This window comes from Pedobacter nototheniae (genome assembly GCF_004335085.1).
In the GTDB taxonomy this organism is placed as follows: Bacteria; Bacteroidota; Bacteroidia; order Sphingobacteriales; family Sphingobacteriaceae; genus Pedobacter; species Pedobacter nototheniae.
This window is the reverse complement of the sequence record NZ_RQRS01000009.1, coordinates 48,378-67,905: the sequence shown is the minus strand read 5'-3', so window position 1 is coordinate 67,905 and position 19,528 is coordinate 48,378. Positions and strand designations below refer to the sequence as shown.

Genomic DNA, 19,528 nt, shown 5'->3' with positions numbered 1-19,528 from the left:
CTCTTTAAGAATTACGACCAAAATTCTTTATTTTTCGGGTTTTAAACTAAGTATTACTGATATAAATGAATTTTCGACATATAATTGCCGCTATTGCCCTCTCTTCAACAATATTAACCGCTTGCTCAAGTAAAAAATCAGAAGAAAAAAAAGCTGCTGAAAAGAAAATTCGAACCAAAGAAGATGATAAAGCTGATAGCCTTTTAATAGCTTATGATCCTGCTAAAGGAGATAAATGGATTGCTGATTTTGTTGATAATCTACATAAGAAATTTGGTTTTAACGGTAATATGCTTGTCGCAAAAGATGGTAAAATCCTTTATGAAAAAGCAATTGGATGGGCGGATTATCTGCATCGCGATAGCCTTAAAATAAATTCGGAGTTTGAACTGGCTTCCATCACCAAAACGTTTACGGGTACTGCCATTATGCAATTGGTTGAGGCTGGCAAACTTTCGCTTGATGATAATGTTAAAAAGTTTTTCCCAAATTTCCCATATGATGGAATTACGGTAAAGCTATTGCTAAGTCATCGAAGTGGAATGATGAATTATGTTTATTTTATCGATGATATTTGGCGGAAGGAAAAGCGCAATATGAAAAAGGGCGTAACCAACCAAGAAGTGATGGATGTTATTGCTGAGAAAAAACCTAATCCATATACTAAGCCAGATAATCGCTTCCATTACAATAACTCAAACTTTATGGTGTTGGGTGCCATTATTGAAAAGGTAACCGGTCAGCGTTATTCTCAGTACATGATGGAGCATGTTTTTAAACCCGCAGGATTAAAGCATACGCATGTATACAGCACCACTGAGTATGAAAAAATTCCGGTTGATGTAGTTGGGCACGATAGAACATGGAAATATTCTGTAGCGCAAAACTTTTTAGATGGCCCCGTGGGAGATAAAGGAATTTATAGTACCATCCACGATCTAGTTTTATTTGATAAATACCTTAAAAATGGTAGGCTATTGAGTAAAAAGAGCCTGGATTCTGCTTATGTAGGGCGTAATAAGCCAATTAATGGTCACTTTAACTACGGTTACGGCTGGCGCATGTTTGATGGCGAAGGTATGGATAAAGTGGTTTATCACACTGGTTGGTGGCATGGTTTTCGCCACATTTACGTAAGAGATTTAAATAAAAACATCGTAATAATATTTTTGGGTAACCTAACAAATGGAAGTTTAATGCATCTTGACGAACTGTATAAGCACTTTAATATGCCAGTTATTAGAAAAGGTGCATATCATGGTAATGGAAGCTTGCCAGGAAGCGACGAAGACTAGAAGATTAAATATGGCTAAAACAAAATGGATTATTGAACCAAGTAAATTAACCATTTATCCTAAACGTGGTTTACGGTTAATGGGGCTAATTCTTCTTGTTTTAGTTGTTGGTATTTCAATTTATCTTTATACACAGCAAAAAAGTTTGGCAATGCAATTTGGGATAGGATTTTTAGTCTTCATGATTCTATTTCCAATAATAATTTTACTTCTTGGAGAAAATAATATTGTTTTTGATGGGAGTAGCAGGACAATGTTTAACAAAATTGCAGGGATAACGATTGGTTCAATCCCATTTGATCAAATTGCTGCGGTAGAACCATATCAAATTCTAGGAAGTGGTTTTAATTATAGGGTTTTTAAAAAAAGCAATAGACACGGCAAGGGGGTAATTATTTCTGCTGGCTACAGCAAAGCATCTATTTTAAACTTACAAGCCTTTGAGCAAGAAGTTTTACCTAAAATAGATGAATTAGTTTTTGCCAACGCACCAGTTACACCCAAGCAAACCATCTACAGTTTCGAATTTTTTAAAGAAGATGGTGGCACCTATACTGTTAGAGATAATAAAGTGGCCGCCTTAATTTTTGGTGTTATTCTAATTGGGATTACTGTTGCCATTTTACTTAATCCTACTTTTATGGCAAATGAAGATGAATTTAAAAGGTTTTTAACTACCTATTTTCCTTTACTTATAGGTATTATTTTGGTGAGTTCTTTTTTCTCGAGCGTTACTTTTGATAAAAACCAGCAACAAATAATTCATTCTACTTTTGCTGGTAGGTTTAAAAAAGTGTATTCATTTGATGATTTAGTGAGGTTTCAAGTGGTAAGAAAATCAACAAACTTTATTTATACTGGTACTGAGGTTAAAGCTCAGATAGAGTCCAAAGCCAAAAATAAAAGCTTAGAATTAGTATTAAGGAATTTTAGAAGTACCAAAAAGATTCAACGCTTTTTAGATGAAGCCAACACTATTTTAGGTCGGATCTAGATTTATGTTCTTCTTTTACGATCAGTAATTTAAATGTAGTTTTTCTTGCTAAATATTGCTTCTCCATTTAAAAAATACTCAGAAAGAAAACAAAACACCTTAATTTCGTTTTATTATAAAAACACATATTTATGTTTGATAAATTATTTGCGGCACAACAAAAAGCCGAAGAAATTAAAAAGCGCCTGGATACCATTTCAGTATTTGGAGAGGTTGAAAATGGTGCAATAAAAATTACTGCAACAGCAAATAAAGCCATTACTGGAATTGCTATTGATGATGAATTTTTAAAATCTGCTGATAAAGAAGAATTAGAAGAACTATTGTTAACTGCAATTAATAAAGCATTGGCTAACGCAGAGCAAGTAAGCGCAACCGAAATGCAATCGGCAACTAACGATATGCTTGGTGGGTTAGGCGGCATGTTTGGGCAATAAATCACCCAATTGTTGAAATTATTAAGGGTTTCAGATTATGATACCTGATACTTAAATGTTGATACTACAATTATGAAATACACATATTATGGCCAATCTTGTTTCTTAATAGAAGCAGCAGGGAAAAAATTATTATTCGATCCATTTATTACGCACAATCCATTAGCTAAAAATGTAGATATTAAGGCTATTGAAGCAGATTACATTTTGGTTAGCCATGGGCACGGAGATCACGTAGCTGATTTAGTTGAGCTTGCCAAGCAAACCAGCGCAACGGTAATTGCTATTCCTGAAATAACGGATTGGGCACAAAAACAAGGCGTTGAAAAAGTACATCCAATGAATTTTGGTAAGTTTACTTTTGATTGGGGTGCTGTTCGAATGGTTGTTGCAACACATTCTTCGGGTTTACCTGATGGAAGTTATGGCGGTAACCCAGCTGGTTTTGTTTTAGAAGTTGAAGGCAAAACAGTTTACTTTGCCGGCGATACGGGCTTAACTATAGAAATGAAGGTATTAGCTGATATTTACAATCTTGATTATGCTATTTTACCAATCGGTGGTAATTATACAATGGATGTTGATGATGCTTTAATTGCCACCAAATACTTTGAATGTAATAATGTAATTGGAGTGCACTATAATACTTTTCCTGTTATAGAAATTGATACGCAGGCTGCCGTAGATAAATTTAAAAGAGAAAACAAAGTATTATTGTTGCCTGCAATTGGCGAAACCATAACACTGTAAATAAAAAAAGGTCCTGACTTTCGCCAGGACCTTTCAAATTATAAACCTAAACCTAGTTCTTTTTAGCAGCTGCTTTGTTTGCTTTATAACGCATATCAGCTGTGCCGTCTTTTTTAGTTGGACCTGCAACTTTAGCTACTGCTTTAGTTTTGTTTTCTTTAAAGCGCATATCTGGAGTACCATCTGCTTTTACTTTAGCCGCTGTAGTAGTTGTTTTAGTTTCTACTTTTTTAGCTTCTGCCTTAGCAGCTGTTTTAGCTGGAGCTACAGTAGTTTTAACTTCTTTTTTTACAGCTTTTTTAGCTTGAGTAGCGTTTGTTGCCGTTGCTGGTGTTTGAGCAAATGCTGTAGTTAAACCAAATGCTGCGATTGCGATTAAACTCAATAATTTTTTCATGATTTCTAATTTTTGTTTTACTCGTTATTTGTTTGATATAAAATTGGTTATTAGGAATGAAGATTCTATGAAGATAAGAAAATGATTTTTAATTAAGCCAAAAGTTAACTGATATTGTATAACGGGTTTTAACAGGATTTCCGCTTTCTTCTCCAAGGTTCCAATTTCTAACGAGTTTTAATACCCTTATCGCTTCCGTACTCAGCTCATCAGAAGGGCTAGCTATAACTCTAATATCTTCAATACCACCAGTTGGTATAATTGTAAACCCTATTAAAACTTTGCCTTGTGTATTATTCTTTTGTGCTTCAGGTGGGTATCTCGTCTCTCTAGATATTGTTTGATAAAGACTAGGTATTTCCCCACGTTGGTTGGGTGCTACCATAATAAATGGAAAAGGTAATCGACCGCCATCGTTGTCAAAATAACTAGCATTCAATAATTCGCCATTGCCATTATAAGTTTCATCAAGATTTATCTTTCCATCTTTAAAAAACATTTTCCAATGGCCAACCTTTTTTCCAAGTTTAAACTCACCCTCAGTTTTTATCTGTTTATTATCCCAATAAGAAATTATAGGGCCATCGGCCTTGTCCCATTTGTAGCCTACTCTTTCTTTTAATTGTTTACTTATGTAAAATCTAGACCAGGTTCCTGTTTTATAACCCATTTCATAATTACCTTCTTCTAGTAGCACGCCTTTTTCATAACGTTCGTAAGCGCCTTTTCTAATAGATAATTCTTCATCAGCAAAACTGACCTTTTCCTGCAATACACCTTTTTTATTAGAAAGCCTAACTACCCATAAGTTATCTTCCTTATCCTTTTTCATTATCCATTTGGATCTGATAGGATCAAGAAAATACCCTTTGGGGCTTTGGTAAATTGTAGTCGTATCTTGTTGAGCAAAAGCAAAATTGCCAACGCAATAAAGCAAGGCGATTAATAAAATCTGCTTTTTCATTAATGTGCTGCTAACCAGTTATCTCCCTCACCAATTTCTACCACAATTGGAACGGTTGTTTTTATGGCATTTTTCATTCTATCCTGAATAATAGCTTTCATGATTTCCTTTTCTGATTTTAATACATCAAAAACCAACTCATCATGAACTTGCATGGTCATGGTAGATTGTAAATTTTGCGCTTTCATATCTTTATGGATATTAATCATCGCTATTTTAATCATATCAGCGGCTGAGCCTTGTATAGGTGCGTTAATCGCATTTCGCTCTGCAAAGCCTCTTACAGTCTGGTTAGCCGAGTTAATGTCTCTCAAGTAGCGCCTACGACCCATAATGGTTTCTACAAAGCCATTCTCTCTTGCAAAGTTCATCGTATCGCTCATGTAACGCTTAATACCCGGGTATTGTGCAAAATATTGCTCAATAATTTCTGCCGCTTCTTTACGTGGTATACCTAGATTTTGAGATAATCCGAAAGCAGATTGACCATAAATAATCCCAAAATTTACCGCCTTAGCATTGCGGCGTTGTGTGCCATCTACCTCATCAATACCAATACCATAAACTTTGGCAGCGGTTGCGGTGTGGATATCAATTCCTTTATTAAAAGCATCAATCATATTTTCTTCCTGACTGATGTGGGCGATTATACGTAACTCAATTTGCGAGTAATCGGCAGATAATAGAATATGATTTTCATCTCTGGCGATAAAAGCCTTGCGTACTTCCCTTCCTCTTTCGGTACGAATTGGAATGTTTTGTAGATTTGGATTGTTAGAACTTAGTCTTCCTGTGGCAGCCACAGCTTGGTTATATGATGTATGTACACGGCCCGTTTTTGAGTTAACCATTAGGGGTAAAGCATCCACATAAGTAGATTTTAGCTTTTGTAGCTGACGGAAATCCAGAATATCCTGAACAATATCGCTTTTACTAGCCAAAGCCGTTAAAACATCTTCTCCTGTTTGGTATTGGCCAGTTTTAGTCTTTTTTGCTTTAGGATCAAGCTGTAGTTTATCGAATAAAACCTCTCCCAATTGCTTTGGTGAAGCTAAATTGAATTTGATGCCAGCCTTATCATATACATTTTGCTCAAACCTGATGATGTCTTTTTCAAGCTCGGCAGAATATGTTTTTAAAGTTTCGATATCAATTCTTACCCCTTCTTTTTCTATATCAGCTAAAACGTAAACTAAAGGGTTTTCAATTTCCTCTGCTAGTTTTGCTGCATTAAGTTCTTTAAGTTTAGGCTCAAAAATATGTGCCAGTTGCAAGGTTACGTCAGCATCTTCTGCGGCATAATCAACCACATTTTCTACAGGAACATCACGCATGGTGCCTTGGTTTTTTCCTTTAGGACCAATTAAAGTGGTAATTGAAATTGGCGAATAACCAAGATAATTTTCCGATAAAACATCCATTCCATGGCGTGTATCCGGATCAATTAAATAATGGGCAAGCATAGTATCGAAAAGTTTACCTGCAACCTGTACACCGTACCATTTCAATACTAAAATATCGTATTTTGTATTTTGTCCAATCTTTTCAATCTTATCATTTTCAAGCACCACTCTAAATTCATCAACAATGGCTTGTGCTTCTTCTCTAACTGCAGAAACAGGAATGTAATAACCCTCTCCTGGTTTTATAGAGAATGATAAACCAACTAAGTCGGCCATATTAGCGTCTGTTCCAGTGGTTTCTGTATCAAAGGAAATCCGGCTCTGTGCTAAAAGAAGTTTAATTAAATCGGCACGTTTCTCTGCCGTATCAACTAATTGATAGTTGTGTTCAGTATTTTCTATAGTTTTAGCTGGCAGTTTTTCTACAGGTTCTTCTTCAATAGTATTGGTATACTGAATGGCTTCGCCTGGCTGGTTTCCAAAAAGATCTGTTTGTGTACCTTCCTGAAATTTGGCAGTGGTTACTGAAAATCCATCACCAAAAACTCTTTTTCCAAGTGTTCTAAATTCTAACTCAGTAAAAAGGGGCTCCAATAAATCGCGGCTAGGATCGCACAATTCTAGTTCTTGCTCATTAAGCTCAACAGGAACATCCAATAAAATAGTCGCTAGCTTTTTTGAAATTAACCCTTGTTCGGCAAAATTTTCAATATTTTCGCGTTGTTTACCTTTCAATTCGTGGCTGTTGGCGATAATATTTTCCATTGAGCCATATTGCTTAATTAATAGTTTTGCGGTTTTTTCGCCAATCCCTGGTATACCTGGAATATTATCAACAGCATCTCCCCATAAACCTAAAATATCAATAACTTGTAATACATTTTCTATTTCCCACTTGGCTAAAATCTCTTTAACGCCAAGTATTTCCATATCGTTACCCATGCGGGCAGGTTTATAAATAAAAATATTTTCAGAAACCAGTTGCGCAAAATCCTTATCAGGCGTCATACAATAAACCTGATAACCTTTTTGCTCCGCCTTTTTGGCTAATGTTCCAATAATGTCATCCGCTTCGTAACCGTCAGATGTGATTACAGGAATATTAAAACCTGTTATTAATTTGATCACATATGGCATTGCAGCAGCCAGATCTTCAGGCATTGCCTGGCGGTGTGCTTTATATGCTTCAAAAGAAGTATGTCTTTCTGTTGGTGCTTCAGTATCGAAAACTACGGCAATATGTGTTGGTTTTTCTTTCTTTAGTACATCAAGTAATGTATTGGTAAATCCCATAACTGCCGAAGTATTTATCCCTGTAGAGGTAAATCGAGGGTTTTTACTTAACGCAAAATGCGCCCGATACATCAGCGCCATTCCATCTAAAAGAAAGAGTTTTTTCATAAAATATTGATTTCAAAAATGTGATTTCACAGATTTGGATTAAAAGTAACCAAAGTTAAAGGTTTAGAAAAAGATTAAAGGATAATTTAACTGAAAAGTAATTAGAGCGAAATATAAATTAAATTGAAACTGGCATGAGGTAACATTAAATACGTTAGTCAGTTACTCTATAAAGAGATTTTCTATCTTTGCTTATGGGAATAATTTGAGGAATTCTCAAAAATTGATAAGCGTTTGGTGCATTATTTATACTTTTATTTAAAACTGACGTTATTGGTTTAGATAGCTAACATATGAAGATTCTTAAAATATTTACGGTATTATTTTTCTTAAGCGTAACTGTGGTTTTAGCACAGGATTTTGTGGTTAGAAGTGATGATGAAGTTATACGCGGTACCATTAAAGGAACTGATTATTTTGCCGTGTTTATTAGTCAAAATGATGAAACCGATGTGGTACTTTCTGCAGGAAATGTAAAAAGTTTCTTTTGGAATGGCGATACTTATTTAAGCAAGGGTTTTGCAAACGGCAAAAATTTCGAATATCGTTTTGTTAAGGTAATAGAAATGGGTGCGGTAAACTTATATGCTTTTGGCGGTGGTACGTTGGTGCCTGCTCAAAAACAACGAAAAGTAAGGTTTAGTCCATCAGTTGGCATTGGCGCCGGCACAGGCGGTTATAGCGGCATGGGTTTGGGCGGTGGCATTAGTATTGGGGGCGGTATTGGTGGAAGAAATGATCGATCTGAAAAACTTGCAGGCAGCCCGGCAGTTAGATATTTTATTGAAAAACCAGGTACAGGACCCATGCAGGAATTGCCAATTAAAGCCATAACAGAGGCCGATAAAAAATCTGCAGTAAAAAGTATTTTATTGCAAAAGTTAGGAGATCAACCTGAATTATTAGAAAAAGTTGAAGCAAATACTGAGCTGAATAGTAGAGATGTTATAGAGTTGGTGAAAGCTTATAATGAAAAAAAGAATTAATTTCTAGCGCAGCAATTTATCAAGTGATCGTTTACCATTCCGGTAGCTTGCATATATGCATAACAAATGGTAGTGCCAAAAAATTTAAAGCCACGTTTTTTCATGTCATTACTAATTTTGTCAGATAATTCTGTTCTTGGGGGCACATCACTCATTTTCTCAACTTGATTTTCAATTGGTTTTCCATCCGGTAAATATGCCCAGATGTAATTGGAAAAACTACCAAATTCTTTTTGAACCTCAATAAACAATTTTGCGTTGGTTATTGCGCTATTTACCTTTAACCTGTTGCGAATAATTCCTGTATCCTGCATTAATCTTTCTAAATCATTTTCATTAAAAGCCGCCACATTTTCTACATCAAAATCAGCAAAAGCTTTTCTGTAATTTTCTCGTCTCCGTAAAATGGTAATCCAGCTTAAACCCGCTTGTGCACCTTCCAGAATCAAGAATTCAAATAGCGTTTTATCATCGTAAGTTGGTTTGCCCCATTCTTCATCATGATATTTTATGTAAAGCGGATCTGATGTAGCCCAAGAACATCTTATTAAGCTTGTAGTTGTCATTTAAAAGTGTTGTTAGGTAATTTATTAGACTGAAGTATTTTCAAAATATTTTTGCGAAGCACGGATCAACCTTAAACGATATTAGAAAAACCCAAAAGATCACTTCGTACCTCGCAATGAAGACTTTTTTAATTATTTTGCTTTAAACCGCAAGTTTTGCTGATACAAATTAGGCATTAAGCTCATCCCAATACTCTACAGCTCTTCTGTAATGCGGAATAACAATGCTGCCACCAACTAAATTGGCAATCATAAATATCTCGTTCATTTCATCGGTATTTACGCCAGCATCATAACATTTACCTAAGTGATATTTAATACAATCATCGCAACGCAAAACCATAGAAGCAACTAAACCTAGCATTTCTTTAGTTTTAACATTTAAAGCGCCATCGGCATATGAAGTTGTATCAAGCGCAAAAAACCTTTTAATATTTGTGTTGGCCGTTTCCATTATTCTATCGTTCATTTTTTCACGATAGCCATTAAATTCTTCTACAAGCTTTCCCATGTTTAATTATTGAGTTAATGATTTTTAAATTGAGAGAATGGTGTTAATTTTTAACTAAAATTAATCGAGGTTAACTTCTTCCAAAGGATCCCAAAATATCTTTTTGAAATTGACCACTTTGTCGTTTTTAACCGCTACGCCTTCCTTTTCTAATAGTTCCTGCATCATATTAGGATCTTCAAAGTGAAATTTACCAGTAAGCAAACCACTGCTGTTAACCACTCTATGTGCCGGAACTTTTGGATGTGCCAAGCCCGAATACCTCATGGCATGACCAACCATTCTGGAAGATTTTGCTGCGCCCAAACTTTTAGCGATTGCACCGTAAGAAGTAACCCTTCCCTTTGGGATTAAGCGGGCTATTTCAAAAACCTGTTCGTAAAAGTTTGTATCCATATTTTATTCAAATGAGAATTGAATATAGTTAATGTTTTTATCGTGTAGCAAGTATTTCTTTTCGTAGTAGGTTTTTATGGATAAAACGTTATCAACCAAATCTGAAGTATACAAATGATCTGTATTTTTATGCACAGGTAAGCATAGCTCATTAACTTTCTCGCAAGTGTAAGCATATAAACCATCATTATCAGTTTTTAGATTTACCTTTCCACCTGGTTTTAAAATAACTTTATAACGATCTAAAAATGCAGGGAAAGTAAGGCGCTTTTTCTCTCTGCTATCCTGAGGCTGCGGATCAGGAAATGTAATCCAAATTTCGTCAATCTCACCAGCTTCAAAATAATCCAATAAATTCTCTATCTGAATGCGTAAAAAAGCAACATTATTGATTCCGTCCTCAAGGGCAGTTTTTGCACCTCTCCAAATTCTATTGCCTTTATAATCCACACCTATAAAGTTTTTTTCAGGAAATAAGGATGCCAGGTTAACCGAATATTCGCCTTTACCACAAGCAAGTTCCAATACAATTGGATTGCTATTTTTAAAATGATCTTTTGCCCAGTTGCCTTTTAAAACCTTTCCTTGATCTAATTGATATACGTTTGCAAATGTTTCTATTTCGGCAAAACGTCTAAGTTTATCTTTACCCACTATTAAAATTTAAGCTGCAAATTTAATATTAATTGCTTACTTAATTACAAAAAGCACTGTGGGTATAATTTATTTGCCAATGCGCAAAGCCATCTGTTGGTGGTTATTTTGTATTTTTGCGTGCATTAAAAAGAATAAGTTTTGGAAAAATCGGCTAAAATATACGTTGCAGGTCACCGCGGAATGGTAGGTTCTGCTATTTATCGTAAACTACAAAAAGAAGGATTTACTAATTTGTTAACAAGAACATCGGCTGAGCTTGATCTTCGCAATCAGCAAGCTGTAGCAGATTTTTTTGCAGCTGAAAAACCTGAATATGTTTTTTTAGCTGCGGCAAAAGTTGGTGGTATTGTTGCCAATAATACTTACCGGGCTGATTTCCTTTATGAAAATTTAGCCATTCAAAATAATGTTATTCATAGTGCTTATGTAAATGAGGTAACAAAACTAATGTTTTTAGGCTCGAGTTGTATTTACCCTAAAATGGCTGCTCAACCCTTAAAGGAAGATTACCTTTTAACAGGAACTTTAGAGGAAACTAACGAACCTTACGCTATTGCTAAAATTGCAGGTATTAAAATGTGCGATGCGTATCGTGCCCAATATGGCTGTAATTTTATTTCGGTAATGCCAACAAACCTTTATGGTTATAATGATAATTATCATCCGCAAAATTCTCATGTTTTACCTGCGTTAATTCGTAAGGTGCATGAAGCAAAGATTAATGGTGATCAAGAAATCGTGGTTTGGGGATCAGGCTCACCTATGCGTGAATTTTTATTTGCCGATGATTTAGCTGATGCCTGTTATTTTTTAATGCAGAACTATAATGAGCCAAATCTAATCAATATTGGCACCGGCCATGATTTAACGATTAAAGATTTAGCCTTATTAATTAAGGATGTTTTAGGTTTTGAAGGTAAATTAGTTTTTGATGCCACTAAACCAGATGGTACGCCCCGTAAATTGATGGATGTAAGTAAATTACATGCTTTAGGCTGGAAGCATAAAATAGAACTCCCTGAAGGAATTGCTTTAGCTTACCAAGATTTTGAAAGCAGATATTAAAATAATGATGGAATGAGTGAGTGATAAAATGATTGTATATTTTATGAAACTTGGCATTATCTCATTCAATTTATCATAATTAAAATCGATATATTTGAAGTAATTAATAAATTTTAACTATATGACTTTAGTTCAGCTTGAATATATTGTTGCAGTAGATACTTACAGAAGTTTTGTAACTGCTGCTGATAAATGTTTTGTAACCCAGCCAACGCTAAGTATGCAAGTTCAAAAGCTGGAAGAATTAATTAGTGTTAAAATATTCGATAGGAGTAAGCAGCCCGTTACACCAACAGAAATTGGAGCTCAGGTTATAGCCCAAGCCAGGATAATTTTACAAGAGAGCGGGAAGATTAAAGAATTAATTAGCAGTCAACAGCAAGATGTTTTAGGTGAATTAAGAATTGGAGTAATTCCAACGGTAGCGCCATATTTATTACCCGAAGTAATTTCGGCAATGTTAGAGAAATACCCAGATTTAAAATTGTTGATTTGGGAATATACGACCGAAGATATTATTCATCACCTTAAAACTGGCGTATTAGATTGCGGTATTTTAGCTACGCCTTTAACTGATGCTAACATTACTGAACTACCTCTTTATTACGAAAACTTTGTAAGCTATATCAGTAAAAATAGTAAGCTATATAAAAAGAAGGCAGTTGATGCCGAGGATTTAAATGATGAGAATATTTGGCTTTTAAATGAAGGACATTGTATGCGTAATCAGGTTTTAAATATTTGCCGATCAACAAAAAATAATAGATTACAAGGTTTAGAATATAATACTGGAAGTGTAGAAACACTTGTTAGAATGGTGGATTTAAATGGTGGCGCAACATTGCTGCCCGAATTGGCCATTGCAGAATTAAGCACTAAACAAACCAGCAAAATCCGTCATTTCAAATCTCCTGAGCCAGTAAGAGAGATTAGCTTGGTTACACATAAAAACTTCATTAAAAAGCGCATGCTAAATGCCTTGAAGGATGAAATTTTAGAGATAATTCCAAAGGCAATGAAACAGCGTAAAAAGAAAGATATTGTGGGGATTTAGTTTCTGTATATTATTAGAGGCGGTCGCCATTGCGATTTCTTTAAGCTATATGCCTCGGAAACACTGAAACCACGGAAAATATTTCGTGTTAATTTCGTGATTCCGTGGCTATTTTTTTGCTCTTTTTTGAAGCTACTTTTCGAAGAACCCTTGTGCTAAGGTTGCAGATATATAATTATGGGTGTTTAACCATTAATTTGAGGTTGTATAGGTATAATTTGATTTATTAAACTAATCCGAAGCTGTTAAATACATATCACTTCTTTTAATTTACTACTCGGTTGAGTTAATTTACTACTCGGTTGGGGTTCTGGATATATAATTTGGGGTTACACAAGCATAACGCTAAGGTTCGGAACGTATAATTCGGGGTATATAACCCCAATTTTGGGGTTGTAAGCGTATATTTTTGGGTTATACAACCGTATCGTTGGTCTCCTGAACGTATAATTATCAGTTAGGAACCCCGCGACATATATCTGGAGGGTATAATTAAGGGTTATACAACGCCAATTTTGGGGTTATATAACCTTAATCTGCGTTTAACCTAAGTTTTTAAACCTGGGTGTAGCGGCATCCCCGATTTTTCTATCGGGATATAGCGGAAAACAGGAATCATGTTTCAAAAGAACCACAGGCCTTGCTTTACAAATAATTAATGTGTTTGATTTGGAAATGAACGGACAGCATTACTTAGCAATTGCAGTCCTGCTCCCGTTGCTGCCCCGATAAAGAATCGGTGGCATTTACTCAAGTCAGGTTTAGAAACAAAGGATAAGATTAAACCTGTGGTTGGTGTTATTACCGTACCACATTAGTATCTGCGATTATTTAATTCCTTAGCAAAGTTTTATTGATGAATTTTTAAGTGATTGGTGATAACACCAAATGATAATTATTGTTGCAACAATAACTTATATTTTATCTGATTGTTTTGCTGAATTGGCTTTTAAATCCCGATCCTGTAAATGATCTGCAAGTTTATATCCTTCAGTTGTAGGGTTCTTATCTTCTAAAAAGATTAGAATAATAAGCGATACAATTGGAATAAGAAAAGATATTAAAAACCAAAACCAAAAATTTCTCCCTGTTCTTCTGGCTAAAAAACCTGCCAATAGTTGTGGAGATAATAATAAAGCCAGAACTAAAGATCCAAGAATTATTTCAGGCATCTATACTTAAAGTTAACTTAGTTCTGCTTCTCTGGTTTTGGTCCAGAAAGAAGTCCTTTAATATCACTTTCTACTTCTTCCTCCTCACCTTTTTTCTTCTTTTTGCTTTTATTTGCCTTTCCGCTTAAACGCTCCTCAATAATTTTATCATATTCAGGCTGTTGCTCTGGTCTTAAAACGTTACGGATATTTTTAGAAGTTTCGTTCTGTAGTTTATAAAATTTATCTACATCTTCTTCACGAGAATTACCTGCCTGTTGTCTTTTTATTAAATCTGCCTGCTCTTTTGCCTGATTATATGTAAAGCTATAAATTACGCTTTTTTGAGTGCCATTTAGTTTAAGCCTTTTATCTAAATCTTCTACATTCTTTTGAGCAATTTCTGAAGGCGTAGGCATTTTATTCTGTTGTGCCCTTGAGATATTGCTGATTCCAACCACGATAAATAATAGAAATATAAACCTCTTCATCTTTGATAATTTAATAAAACACGAAGTTATCAATTAATCTTAAAATAAGAAAGCCCCGTTAATATTCTTAACGAGGCTTTTTTAAATATAATGAGTTGTATTACAATGCTTTTTTGTAAAGCTCAGCAACAGCATCCCAGTTTACTACATTCCAAATTGCAGCTAAATAATCAGGGCGTTTGTTTTGATATTTTAAGTAATAAGCATGCTCCCAAACATCGATACCGAAAATTGGAGTACCTTTTACTTCAGCAACATCCATTAATGGATTGTCTTGGTTTGGAGTAGAAGAAACCTGAAGTTTTTTATCAGCACCAACAGATAACCAAGCCCATCCAGAACCAAAACGAGTTGCACCAGCATCTTGTAATTTAGTTTTTAACTCAGCAAATGAACCAAAAGCTTCGTTAATTGCTTTAGCTAAATCGCCAGTAGGCTCGCCACCTTTGTTTGGACCTAAAACATTCCAAAATAAAGAGTGATTATAATGACCGCCACCATTGTTTCTAACAGCTGCAGGATATTTAGAAATGTTTTTTACAATTTCCTCGATGCTTAAACTTGCCTCAGGCTTACCTTCAACAGCTTTGTTTAAATTAGTTACGTAAGCTTGATGGTGTTTATCATGGTGGATTTCCATGGTAGTTTTATCAATATGCGGTTCTAATGCATCGGTTGCGTAATGTAACGCAGGTAATTCAAAAGCCATAATGTTTTATGTTTAAAGATTTAAAAATGTTTCTTGTAGCAAATATAACATTCAAAGGTTAAGATTTGTTCATGTTATTATCATCATTGTGTTTTTTGCTCATGCTTAAGTGCTTAGTTTCTGTAACCAATCACTTTCAACAAAGATTATGTACTCAACAGTGTTTTAAAAATAAGTGGTTTTGGAAATGATCGTTAGCAATTGCTGGCTTTTTCAGCCCCGCCATTCACTATAGTCCCGATAAAAGAATCGGGAGCTGCCGTTTCTGTCGGGTTTATTTAATAATGATAAACTAGCTTTAGGCTCTATTAATCAAACGTTTATTAACGCTTTCTTGCAAAAAAACTTTTCATCAAAGTAGCACATTCATCCGCTAAAATACCACCCTTTAGTTGTGTTTTAGGATGTAAAATATCAGCGTTTTTTGATAAGAAACCACGTTTTTCTTCCCGGGCACCATAAACAATCCTGCTTATTTGGGTCCAGTAACTTGCGCCAGCGCACATCACGCAAGGCTCTATGGTTACGTACAAAGTGCAATCTGTTAGGTATTTACCGCCAACAGTTTGTGCTGCTGATGTAAAAGCTTGCATTTCTGCATGTGCGGTAACATCATTAAAACGCTCCGTTAAATTATAACCTCTACCAACAATTCGGTTTTTACAAACTACAATGGCGCCTATAGGAATCTCATCTTCAGCAAAAGCTTTTTGTGCTTCCGCTAGTGCAAATTTCATGTAGTGAATATCCTCTTCGTCTTGATTGTTATTTTCGAAATTATAAAAACTCATAGTGCAAAGATAGGAATAGAAAAATCTTAAATCATTTTACTTCCGTTAGGAACTTCTCCCCTTAAACTGGTTAAAACAATATCTCCATTTTCATCGGCAAAACCAGTTACTAAAAACTCCGACATAAATTTGCCAATTTGCTTTTTAGGGAAATTAATAATACCAATTATTTGTTTCCCTGGCAATTCTTCTTTGGTGTAATGCTTTGTAATTTGTGCGCTGCTCGTTTTAATCCCAAACTCACCAAAATCAACTTTTAATTTGTACGCAGGCTTCCGGGCTTCAGGAAAATCAAAAACTTCTAATATTGTTCCGGCACGTAATTCTACTTTTTCAAAATCTGCCCAGTTAATTGCTTCCATAAATGATATTTAATTAGTCGATTACAAAAATATAAATTAATAGATAAAATTGATTTTTTAGCCTTCAAGTGCATCGTTCTTCTTTAAGCGTTACTAATGCATCCATATTCAAATAGTTAACAAAAAATTTGCAATTAAATATTTAACATCTATATTTATGCAACCGTTTGCATAACCAAATATAAAATCCTTTAATGCCCATGTATTTATTAGGTATTGATATAGGCACCTCGTCTATAAAAGTTTCAGTTGTTAATGCGGAAACACGTAAAAGTGTGGCCTCAGTTCAATTTCCTGAAGAAGAAACTGAAATAAAATCTATTCAAGCCGGTTGGGCTGAGCAATCCCCTTCAGATTGGTGGCACAATACACAACAAGCCATATTAAAATTAAATACAAGCAATTTATTTAATCCAAAAGATATAAAGGCTATTGGAATTGCCTATCAAATGCATGGATTGGTTGTAGTAGATCGAGATCAAAATGTACTGCGTGATAGCATTATTTGGTGTGATAGCCGTGCTGTTGATTTAGGCAATACAGCATTTAATACAATAGGGCAAAAAGAATGTTTACAACATTTGCTTAATTCGCCAGGTAATTTTACAGCATCCAAATTGGCATGGGTTAAAAATAATGAACCCAGTATTTATAGTCGCATTGATAAAATAATGCTTCCAGGTGATTTTATTGCCATGAAACTTACAGGAGAAATTACCTCTAGCATTTCATCCTTATCTGAAGGTATTTTTTGGGATTTTAAGAATGACGAACTTTCCGCAGATGTGATGAATTACTATGGTTTAAGCAGAAGTCTTATTCCTGAGGTGAGGCCGCTATTCTCCGAACATGGGTACTTAAAAGCAGGTATTGCTCGTTTATTGGGGCTATCGGCAGGTATTCCGGTTTCTTATAAAGCTGGCGATCAACCCAATAACGCTTTATCTTTAAATGTGCTAAAGCCTGGAGAAGTTGCAGCCACAGCAGGTACATCAGGTGTAATTTATGGCGTTAGCGATGAATTGACTTACGACCCCCAATCGAGAGTTAACACCTTTGCGCATGTAACCTATTCTAAAGAGAAAAAACATACAGGCGTTTTATTATGTATTAACGGCACTGGAAGCATGTATCGATGGGCAAAAGATCAATTTGCACCTAAAACTTCGTATTCAGAATTAAATCAATTGGTCTCAAAATCTCCCATAGGCAGTAAAGGACTAATGGTTTTGCCTTTCGGAAATGGAGCAGAGCGGATGCTAAATAACCAATATACAGGTGCCCAACTCATTGGGATAGATTTAAATACGCATAAACAAGCTGATATTTTTAGAGCGGTACAAGAGGGTATTGCATTTGCTTTTAGATATGGATTGGACATAATGCGAGAAAATGGAATGAAACCAAAAGTGATTCGTGCAGGCAGAGCCAATCTTTTTTTAAGTGATGTATTTGCACAAACCTTTGTTGATGTTACCGGTATTCCGCTGGAGTTGCATGAAAATGATGGAAGTGTGGGTGCAGCACTTGGTGCTGGCATTGGCGCTAAAATTTTTAATAGTGCAGAAGATGCTTTTACAGATCATGAGATTAAAAAATATTTAGAACCACAAAATCAAGAAACCTACGAGCAGGTTTATCAAAACTGGAAAGAAATTTTAAACAGAACCTTAAATAAATAGAATCACAACAGCATGACAAAAGTAGTAACAGGAGCAACAACCTTTTTTAAAGATATTGATCAAATTCAATTTGAAGGCTTACAAAGCGATAATCCTTTAGCATTTAGATGGTACGATGCTAATAAAATAGTCGCTGGCAAAACTATGGCAGCACATTTTAAGTTTGCATGTGCTTATTGGCATTCGTTTAATGGCAACGGTGGCGATCCTTTTGGTGGTGCAACCCACATGTTTCCATGGGATGAAAAAAAAGACGTTATTGAAAGAGCAAAAGATAAAATGGATGCTGCCTTTGAATTTATAACCAAAATGCAATTGCCTTATTATTGCTTTCATGATGTTGATGTAGTGGATTATGGCGATAATGTTGCTGAAAATGAACGACGATTGCAAACTTTGGTAGAATATGCCAAGCAAAAACAAGCTGATAGCGGCGTAAAATTACTTTGGGGAACAGCAAATCTATTTAGTCATAAAAGATATATGAATGGTGCAGCAACCAATCCTGATTTTAATGTATTGGCGCATGGCGCTGCACAGGTGAAAGCGGCTTTGGATGCAACAATTGCTTTAGATGGCGAAAATTATGTTTTCTGGGGCGGTAGAGAAGGCTATATGACTTTGCTAAATACCAATATGAAGCGCGAGCAAGAGCATTTAGCTAAGTTTTTACATACTGCAAAGGATTATGCCAGAAAGCAAGGATTTAAAGGGACCTTTTTTATAGAGCCAAAACCCTGCGAACCGTCTAAACATCAGTACGATTATGATGCCGCAACGGTTAAAGGATTTTTACAACAATACAATTTGCTTGGTGATTTTAAATTAAACCTAGAAGTAAACCATGCAACATTGGCTGGGCATACTTTTCAACACGAATTACAGGTTGCTGTAGATAGTGGTTTATTGGGTTCAATCGATGCAAATCGTGGCGATTATCAAAATGGATGGGATACGGATCAATTTCCAAATGATATTAATGAATTAACTGAAGCGATGTTGATTATTTTAGAAGGTGGCGGCTTACAAGGTGGAGGTGTGAATTTTGATGCTAAAATCCGTCGTAATTCTACTGATCCTAAAGATTTGTTTTATGCACACATTGGTGGTATGGATATTTTTGCACGTGCTTTAATTACTGCAGATGCAATTCTTCAGAAATCTGATTACAAGAAAATCAGATCGAACAGATACGCATCATTCGATAGTGGAAAAGGAGCTGAGTTTGAAGAAGGCAAGTTAAGCTTGGAAGATTTAAGAAACTATGCTGCAGAAAATGGTGAACCTGAAGTAATAAGTGGAAAACAAGAGTATCTGGAGAATATTGTAAACAGATATATCTAACTATAAAAACTGCCTAATGGGATAGAAGACATTTAATATTCGTTTTATAGCATAAATTTTATGTTAAAAACGAATATTATTTTATGAATTTATTACATTTAGAATTCGAAACCAAATAACTC

At 35.1% G+C, this 19,528-nt stretch carries 21 protein-coding genes; 9 read left to right on the top strand and 12 right to left on the bottom strand.

Annotated features, from left to right (window positions below):
* Positions 1-65 precede the first annotated feature (65 nt).
* From EHC72_RS09720 to EHC72_RS09705, 4 genes are all read left to right on the top strand, one after another.
* Positions 66-1,295, top strand: a complete 1,230-nt coding sequence (locus tag EHC72_RS09720) for a serine hydrolase domain-containing protein (protein WP_131537492.1) — start codon at positions 66-68, stop codon at positions 1,293-1,295.
* Positions 1,296-1,305: 10 nt separating this feature from the next.
* Positions 1,306-2,289 carry a hypothetical protein gene (locus EHC72_RS09715; RefSeq protein WP_131537491.1) on the top strand — a complete coding sequence of 328 codons (984 nt, stop codon included), beginning with the start codon at positions 1,306-1,308 and terminating at the stop codon, positions 2,287-2,289.
* Between the two features lie 131 nt (positions 2,290-2,420).
* Positions 2,421-2,726: a YbaB/EbfC family nucleoid-associated protein gene (locus EHC72_RS09710; RefSeq protein ID WP_131537490.1), complete on the top strand. Its 306-nt coding sequence runs from the start codon at positions 2,421-2,423 to the stop codon at positions 2,724-2,726.
* 72 nt (positions 2,727-2,798) lie between these two features.
* A complete protein-coding gene (locus EHC72_RS09705; protein ID WP_131537489.1) occupies positions 2,799-3,476 on the top strand; it encodes a metal-dependent hydrolase in 678 nt (225 codons plus the stop codon).
* A gap of 52 nt (positions 3,477-3,528) precedes the next feature.
* Here EHC72_RS09705 and EHC72_RS09700 read toward each other — a convergent pair whose 3' ends face one another.
* The 3 genes from EHC72_RS09700 to polA all read right to left on the bottom strand — a co-directional run bounded on the left by EHC72_RS09700 (position 3,529) and on the right by polA (position 7,641).
* Complete coding sequence (locus EHC72_RS09700; protein WP_131537488.1) at positions 3,529-3,873, bottom strand: hypothetical protein; 345 nt, start codon at positions 3,871-3,873, stop codon at positions 3,529-3,531.
* Between the two features lie 88 nt (positions 3,874-3,961).
* The gene (locus EHC72_RS09695; protein ID WP_131537487.1) at positions 3,962-4,837 is read right to left on the bottom strand and encodes an energy transducer TonB; all 876 of its coding nucleotides are present in this window, start codon (positions 4,835-4,837) and stop codon (positions 3,962-3,964) included.
* A complete protein-coding gene (polA, locus tag EHC72_RS09690; RefSeq protein ID WP_131537486.1) occupies positions 4,837-7,641 on the bottom strand; it encodes a DNA polymerase I in 2,805 nt (934 codons plus the stop codon). The genes EHC72_RS09695 and polA overlap by 1 nt, the downstream gene beginning before the upstream one ends.
* Positions 7,642-7,934: 293 nt before the next feature.
* Here polA and EHC72_RS09685 point away from each other — a divergent pair, with 293 nt between their 5' ends.
* On the top strand, positions 7,935-8,627 hold the full coding sequence (locus EHC72_RS09685; RefSeq protein WP_131537485.1) for a hypothetical protein: 693 nt from the start codon (positions 7,935-7,937) through the stop codon (positions 8,625-8,627).
* Here EHC72_RS09685 and EHC72_RS09680 read toward each other — a convergent pair.
* From EHC72_RS09680 to trmB, 4 genes are all read right to left on the bottom strand, one after another.
* A complete protein-coding gene (locus EHC72_RS09680) occupies positions 8,624-9,193 on the bottom strand; it encodes a DNA-3-methyladenine glycosylase I (protein ID WP_131537484.1) in 570 nt (189 codons plus the stop codon). The two genes, EHC72_RS09685 and EHC72_RS09680, sit on opposite strands and share 4 nt — an antisense overlap.
* A 169-nt stretch (positions 9,194-9,362) precedes the next feature.
* Entirely contained in the window at positions 9,363-9,704 is a 342-nt protein-coding gene (locus tag EHC72_RS09675; protein WP_131537483.1) for a carboxymuconolactone decarboxylase family protein, read from the bottom strand.
* A 60-nt stretch (positions 9,705-9,764) separates the two neighbouring features.
* Positions 9,765-10,100 (bottom strand): MGMT family protein, encoded by a 336-nt coding sequence (locus EHC72_RS09670; protein ID WP_131537482.1) that lies wholly within the window; start codon positions 10,098-10,100, stop codon positions 9,765-9,767.
* A gap of 3 nt (positions 10,101-10,103) precedes the next feature.
* Complete coding sequence (trmB, locus tag EHC72_RS09665; protein WP_131537481.1) at positions 10,104-10,754, bottom strand: tRNA (guanosine(46)-N7)-methyltransferase TrmB; 651 nt, start codon at positions 10,752-10,754, stop codon at positions 10,104-10,106.
* Between the two features lie 141 nt (positions 10,755-10,895).
* Between trmB and fcl the strand changes: the two genes are divergently transcribed.
* Both fcl and EHC72_RS09655 read left to right on the top strand, forming a co-directional pair.
* Positions 10,896-11,822: a GDP-L-fucose synthase gene (fcl, locus tag EHC72_RS09660; protein WP_131537480.1), complete on the top strand. Its 927-nt coding sequence runs from the start codon at positions 10,896-10,898 to the stop codon at positions 11,820-11,822.
* Positions 11,823-11,943: 121 nt separating this feature from the next.
* Positions 11,944-12,876, top strand: coding sequence for a hydrogen peroxide-inducible genes activator (locus tag EHC72_RS09655; protein ID WP_131537479.1), 933 nt, complete (start codon positions 11,944-11,946; stop codon positions 12,874-12,876).
* Between the two features lie 914 nt (positions 12,877-13,790).
* On the opposite strand, the gene EHC72_RS09650 is transcribed toward EHC72_RS09655, so the two are convergent.
* The 5 genes from EHC72_RS09650 to EHC72_RS09630 all read right to left on the bottom strand — a co-directional run bounded on the left by EHC72_RS09650 (position 13,791) and on the right by EHC72_RS09630 (position 16,380).
* Positions 13,791-14,048: a hypothetical protein gene (locus EHC72_RS09650; RefSeq protein ID WP_131537478.1), complete on the bottom strand. Its 258-nt coding sequence runs from the start codon at positions 14,046-14,048 to the stop codon at positions 13,791-13,793.
* Positions 14,049-14,065: 17 nt separating this feature from the next.
* The gene (locus EHC72_RS09645; protein WP_131537477.1) at positions 14,066-14,518 is read right to left on the bottom strand and encodes a hypothetical protein; all 453 of its coding nucleotides are present in this window, start codon (positions 14,516-14,518) and stop codon (positions 14,066-14,068) included.
* A 100-nt stretch (positions 14,519-14,618) separates the two neighbouring features.
* Positions 14,619-15,227 (bottom strand): superoxide dismutase, encoded by a 609-nt coding sequence (locus EHC72_RS09640; protein ID WP_131537476.1) that lies wholly within the window; start codon positions 15,225-15,227, stop codon positions 14,619-14,621.
* A 323-nt stretch (positions 15,228-15,550) separates the two neighbouring features.
* Positions 15,551-16,018, bottom strand: a complete 468-nt coding sequence (locus tag EHC72_RS09635) for a nucleoside deaminase (protein ID WP_131537475.1) — start codon at positions 16,016-16,018, stop codon at positions 15,551-15,553.
* A gap of 26 nt (positions 16,019-16,044) precedes the next feature.
* Positions 16,045-16,380 (bottom strand): tRNA-binding protein, encoded by a 336-nt coding sequence (locus tag EHC72_RS09630; protein WP_131537474.1) that lies wholly within the window; start codon positions 16,378-16,380, stop codon positions 16,045-16,047.
* Positions 16,381-16,580: 200 nt separating this feature from the next.
* Between EHC72_RS09630 and EHC72_RS09625 the strand changes: the two genes are divergently transcribed.
* Both EHC72_RS09625 and xylA read left to right on the top strand, forming a co-directional pair.
* Positions 16,581-18,062, top strand: coding sequence for a xylulokinase (locus EHC72_RS09625; protein WP_131537585.1), 1,482 nt, complete (start codon positions 16,581-16,583; stop codon positions 18,060-18,062).
* 12 nt (positions 18,063-18,074) lie between these two features.
* Positions 18,075-19,406: a xylose isomerase gene (gene xylA, locus EHC72_RS09620; protein ID WP_131537473.1), complete on the top strand. Its 1,332-nt coding sequence runs from the start codon at positions 18,075-18,077 to the stop codon at positions 19,404-19,406.
* The last annotated feature ends 122 nt before the right edge of the window (positions 19,407-19,528 follow it).

Bases quoted from the DNA above. Each gene is read 5' to 3' on its own strand.
- polA (WP_131537486.1), bottom strand. From the start codon at position 7,641: ATGAAAAAACTCTTTCTTTTAGATGGAATGGCGCTGATGTATCGGGCG.
- EHC72_RS09675 (WP_131537483.1), bottom strand. From the start codon at position 9,704: ATGGGAAAGCTTGTAGAAGAATTTAATGGCTATCGTGAAAAAATGAAC.
- EHC72_RS09710 (WP_131537490.1), top strand. From the start codon at position 2,421: ATGTTTGATAAATTATTTGCGGCACAACAAAAAGCCGAAGAAATTAAA.
- EHC72_RS09670 (WP_131537482.1), bottom strand. From the start codon at position 10,100: ATGGATACAAACTTTTACGAACAGGTTTTTGAAATAGCCCGCTTAATC.
- EHC72_RS09705 (WP_131537489.1), top strand. From the start codon at position 2,799: ATGAAATACACATATTATGGCCAATCTTGTTTCTTAATAGAAGCAGCA.
- EHC72_RS09625 (WP_131537585.1), top strand. From the start codon at position 16,581: ATGTATTTATTAGGTATTGATATAGGCACCTCGTCTATAAAAGTTTCA.
- EHC72_RS09635 (WP_131537475.1), bottom strand. From the start codon at position 16,018: ATGAGTTTTTATAATTTCGAAAATAACAATCAAGACGAAGAGGATATT.
- EHC72_RS09695 (WP_131537487.1), bottom strand. From the start codon at position 4,837: ATGAAAAAGCAGATTTTATTAATCGCCTTGCTTTATTGCGTTGGCAAT.
- EHC72_RS09645 (WP_131537477.1), bottom strand. From the start codon at position 14,518: ATGAAGAGGTTTATATTTCTATTATTTATCGTGGTTGGAATCAGCAAT.
- EHC72_RS09655 (WP_131537479.1), top strand. From the start codon at position 11,944: ATGACTTTAGTTCAGCTTGAATATATTGTTGCAGTAGATACTTACAGA.
- EHC72_RS09720 (WP_131537492.1), top strand. From the start codon at position 66: ATGAATTTTCGACATATAATTGCCGCTATTGCCCTCTCTTCAACAATA.
- EHC72_RS09640 (WP_131537476.1), bottom strand. From the start codon at position 15,227: ATGGCTTTTGAATTACCTGCGTTACATTACGCAACCGATGCATTAGAA.
- EHC72_RS09685 (WP_131537485.1), top strand. From the start codon at position 7,935: ATGAAGATTCTTAAAATATTTACGGTATTATTTTTCTTAAGCGTAACT.
- EHC72_RS09715 (WP_131537491.1), top strand. From the start codon at position 1,306: ATGGCTAAAACAAAATGGATTATTGAACCAAGTAAATTAACCATTTAT.
- xylA (WP_131537473.1), top strand. From the start codon at position 18,075: ATGACAAAAGTAGTAACAGGAGCAACAACCTTTTTTAAAGATATTGAT.
- EHC72_RS09700 (WP_131537488.1), bottom strand. From the start codon at position 3,873: ATGAAAAAATTATTGAGTTTAATCGCAATCGCAGCATTTGGTTTAACT.
- EHC72_RS09650 (WP_131537478.1), bottom strand. From the start codon at position 14,048: ATGCCTGAAATAATTCTTGGATCTTTAGTTCTGGCTTTATTATTATCT.
- EHC72_RS09630 (WP_131537474.1), bottom strand. From the start codon at position 16,380: ATGGAAGCAATTAACTGGGCAGATTTTGAAAAAGTAGAATTACGTGCC.
- EHC72_RS09680 (WP_131537484.1), bottom strand. From the start codon at position 9,193: ATGACAACTACAAGCTTAATAAGATGTTCTTGGGCTACATCAGATCCG.